This window comes from Streptomyces sp., assembly GCF_031178505.1.
Classification (GTDB): domain Bacteria; phylum Actinomycetota; class Actinomycetes; order Streptomycetales; family Streptomycetaceae; genus Streptomyces; species Streptomyces gulbargensis.
Genome location: NZ_JAPSIW010000685.1, coordinates 1 through 3790, shown reverse-complemented (window position 1 = coordinate 3790; position 3790 = coordinate 1). Strand labels below are relative to the sequence as shown.

Here is a 3790-nt window from a genome sequence, read left to right as displayed (position 1 = left end):
AGGCGCTGCGCCGCGCCGGCCTGCGCTGCGCCGAGCAGTTCAGGAGCGGCGACCCGCAGGCACTGGTGGACTGGGCGGAGCGCCGGGGCGAGTACCCCGTGGTCGTCAAGCCGCTGTCCTCCGCCGCAACCGAGGGTGTGGCCGTCTGTCAGGGCCCCGAGGAGGTCCGCAAGGCCGCGGAAGCCGTCCTGGGCACACGGAACATCTTCTTCGAGACCAATGACGAGGTGCTGGTCCAGTCCTTCCTCCGGGGGGAGGAGTACATGGTCGACACCGTGTCCTACGACGGCCGGCGCTACTGCACCGGCGTCTGGCAGTACCACAAGCGCCTGCGCGGCACGCACCGCATCTACGACCAGGAAACGCTCTGCTCTCCCGAGTCGGGCCCGGTCCCCGAACTGGTCGCCTACACGAGCGAGGTCCTCTCGGCGCTCGGCATCGACCACGGCCCGGTGCACGCCGAGGTCATCATGACCGAGGAGGGCCCCGCGCTCGTCGAGATCGGCGCCCGGCTCAGCGGCGGGGTGCTCCCCGCGTTCAACGACCTGTGCCACGGGGTCAACCAGGCCGACATGACGGCTCTCGCCTACGCACGCCCCGCCGAGTTCCTCGCGGAGTACGGCGGCCGCACGTACCGCAAGCTGCGTGAGGCCGCGGTGATCGACACCGCCACCGAGCTCGACGGGATCGTCGACAGCATCGACCAGGACGTGTTCGAGGAGATCGAGGCCCTGGAGTCGGTCCACTTCCTGCGCGCCAAGCTCCGGCCGGGCGGCCCCATCCGCCCCACCGTGGACCTGTACACCTCGACGCTCGTCGCCTACACGGTCCACGAGTCGGCGGAGCAGCTGCGGGAGGACTACGCGCGCATCCAGCAGCTCAAGGACCGGGTGTACCGCCTCGCCGAGGGTGCGGAGGCCGGCAGGTGACCTCCCCGAACCCGGCGCCCGAGGCCGCCCCCGAATCCGCGGACGCGCCGCGTCTGCTGCTGATCGGCGGCGGCGGCGCGATGACGCTCAGCGTCGACGTCGCGGTCGAGGCGCTGGCCCAGGCCCGCGCACGCGGCATGCGTACGCACGTGACCAATCAGGCCGACACGCTGGAAGCCACCCGTGAGGTCGGGGCGAACGCCGACCAGGTGTCCGCCGTCGACTTCGAGGACCCGGCCGGCACCGCCGAGTGGGCAAGGGACCTGGCCGGGAACCACCGTGTCGATCTCGTCTTCGGTGTCCGGGAGATGGCCCAGCAGGCCGTGGCGGAGACCGCCCTGGCCCTCGGCCTCCCCGGCAACCCGCCCGAGGCCGTCCGCCGGGTCCGTACCAAGGACGCCTGCCGGGCGGCCCTCACCGCCGCCGGATTCCGGCAGCCCGCCGTCGCGGTCTGCGCCGACGAGGCGGAGGCCCGGGCCTTCGCCCTCCGCACCGGCCCGGGTCCCTGGGTGGTCAAGCCGCGCGACGGCTCGGACAGCGAGGGCGTCCGCAAGGTGACGAGCCCGGACGGCTTCCGCACCGCGATCGCGGAACTCCCCGAGCCCCGTCAGCCCTTTCTCGTCGAGGAGTTCGTCGCGGGCGAGGAGTTCAGCGCCGAAGGCGTCCTCGTCGGCGGCCGGCCCGTGGTCCTCGCCGTCACGGCGAAGGAGAAGCTGGCGCCCCCGCACTTCGTCGAGATCGGACACGTCCTGCCGGCGCCCCTGCCGGACGAGGCCCGCGAGGAGATCGAGGAGCAGGTGGGCGCCGCGCTGACCGCCCTGGGCCTCCGCTTCGGCCTCTTCCACGTGGAGTTGTGGCGCACCGGGGACGGCATCGTCCTCGGCGAGGTGCACTCCCGGATCGGCGGCGGCTGGATCCACCGGATGCTCACGCACACCCGTCCGGGCCTGGAGCTGTACGGGACCGTGTACGACGACATGCTCGGCCGTCCCGTCGAGGTCCCCGAGGGCCCGGTCCGTGCCGCGGCCTCCCGGTACTTCGCACCGCCGCCCGGGCGGCTGGTCTCCGTGGAGGGGTGGGAGGAACTGCGCGGCCACCCGGCGGTGCTCCACACCGACCTGCTGGTCTCCCCGGGGGACCTGATCCACCCCTACCGCAGCGGCGAGGACCGGGTGGGCGTCGTCGTGGTGGGCGCCGACACACCCGAGGCCGCCCGGGCCCTGGCCGCGGAACTCGCCGGTTCCCTGCGCTGGGTGACGGAGCCGGCCGGCTCCACCTCCGTCACGCACCCCGCCGGCACCGGTGCCGCCACGGGGACCGCCGGCACCGTCGGCGTCTCCGTGACGCTCGAACCCCGGCCGCTCACCAGCTCGTTCCAGATCTCCCACATGACGATCGAGACCGTCGACATCGTGCGCCTTCGGCTGCTCGACACCGACGAGCGGGTCCTCGGCGAGGGGGAGATCGCGGCGGATCTCGGCTACGGCCAGAACGGACCCGTCATCGCGGCCGAGGCGGAGCGCCTCGCCCGCTCCCTCGCCGCCGACGCCGCCGCGCACCACGGCGACGGTCAGGTGGCCCGGCTCTCCGCCCGCCTCGCGCGGGCCGCCGCCGACGGTGTCGGGGCACCCGCCCGGATGCTCGTGGAGATGGCGTTCCTCGACCGGGCCGCCCGGCTGGCCGAAGTGCCCCTGTGGCAGCTCCTGGGACTGCCCGACCCCGGCCGGGTCGAGCTTCTGCACACGGTCCCGATCGGTGAGGAGATCCCCACCGACGGCCGGCCGCTGAAGATCAAGCTCGGCGGGCCGGAGGACGAGAGCGTGCTGCGTTCGCTCGTCGGCGCCGCCGGACCCCTGATCCTGGACGTCAACGGCGGCTGGGAACGCGCCGAGTGGGAGCGGCTGCGTCCGCTGGTGCGCGAACTCGCCCCCGCCGTGCTGGAGGACCCCGCCCGCGACCCGCTCCTCATCGAGGAGATCCGCCTAGCCCTGCCCACCACCACCGTCGTCCTCGACGAGGGCATCGACTCCCTCGGGGGCGCCGAGCGGGCCGTCAGGACCGCCGGCGGAGTCAACGTCAAGCTGATGCGCTTCGGCGGGCTGCTTCCCGCCCTCGCCGCCCTCACCCGGGCCGGAGAACTCGACGGCGCCCGGATGCTCGGCTGCTTCCTGGAGCCGCCGCGTGCCATCGCGTACGCCGCACAGCTCGCGGGCCTGTGCGACTGGACCGACCTCGACGGCCACTTCTGGGTCTGCGAGGACCCCGTCGTCCAGGAGTACCGGCTCGACAGCACCGCTCCCGGCATCCCGCGCATCGCGTACGGCTCCGCGCCGGTCGCGGCCGGGGATGGCGGGCGGGCATGAGCGGGTCGCGCGGAACGGCTCCGTACGGCAGCTGGCCGTCACCGATCGGCGCCGAGGACGCGGCCGAGGGCGAGGCCCTCGTCGAATGGGTCGGCTTCGTCGGCGCGGAGGTCTGGTGGACCGAGGTGCGGCCCGGCGAAGGCGGGCGGGCCGCGCTCGTCCGGCACACCCCCGCCGGGGTCGCCGAGGCACTGCCGCCCGGCTGGGACGTCCGTACGCGGGTGATCGAGTACGGCGGCCGGCCCTGGCTGCCGCTGTCCCGTGACGCCGAGGACGGCATCGTCTTCACCCACGCCGCCGACCAGCGGGTCTACCGCTGGCGGCCGGGAACCGACCCGGTTCCGCTCAGCCCCGCCGGAGCGTGGCCCGGGGAACTGCGGTACGCCGACTTCGCCGTGCGCGGGGACGAGGTCTGGTGTCTGCGCGAGGCCGTGTCCGACGAGGCCGCGTTACGGGCGGTACGGCACCTGGTGGCACTCCCGCTCGACGGCAGCGCGC

The 3790-nt window shown here is 74.1% G+C and carries 2 protein-coding genes and 1 pseudogene; all 3 read left to right on the top strand.

All coding sequences use genetic code 11. From position 1 onward, the window contains the following. Positions 1-929 (top strand): ATP-grasp domain-containing protein (locus RIF68_RS30455; RefSeq protein WP_309054500.1); only part of this gene is annotated, 929 nt, incomplete at its 5' end. Next, positions 926-3292: an ATP-grasp domain-containing protein gene (locus RIF68_RS30450; protein ID WP_309054499.1), complete on the top strand. Its 2367-nt coding sequence runs from the start codon at positions 926-928 to the stop codon at positions 3290-3292. The genes RIF68_RS30455 and RIF68_RS30450, both read left to right, overlap by 4 nt. After that, a pseudogene (locus tag RIF68_RS30445) lies at positions 3289-3790 on the top strand (S9 family peptidase); the annotation flags it as partial. The gene RIF68_RS30450 and the pseudogene RIF68_RS30445, both read left to right, overlap by 4 nt.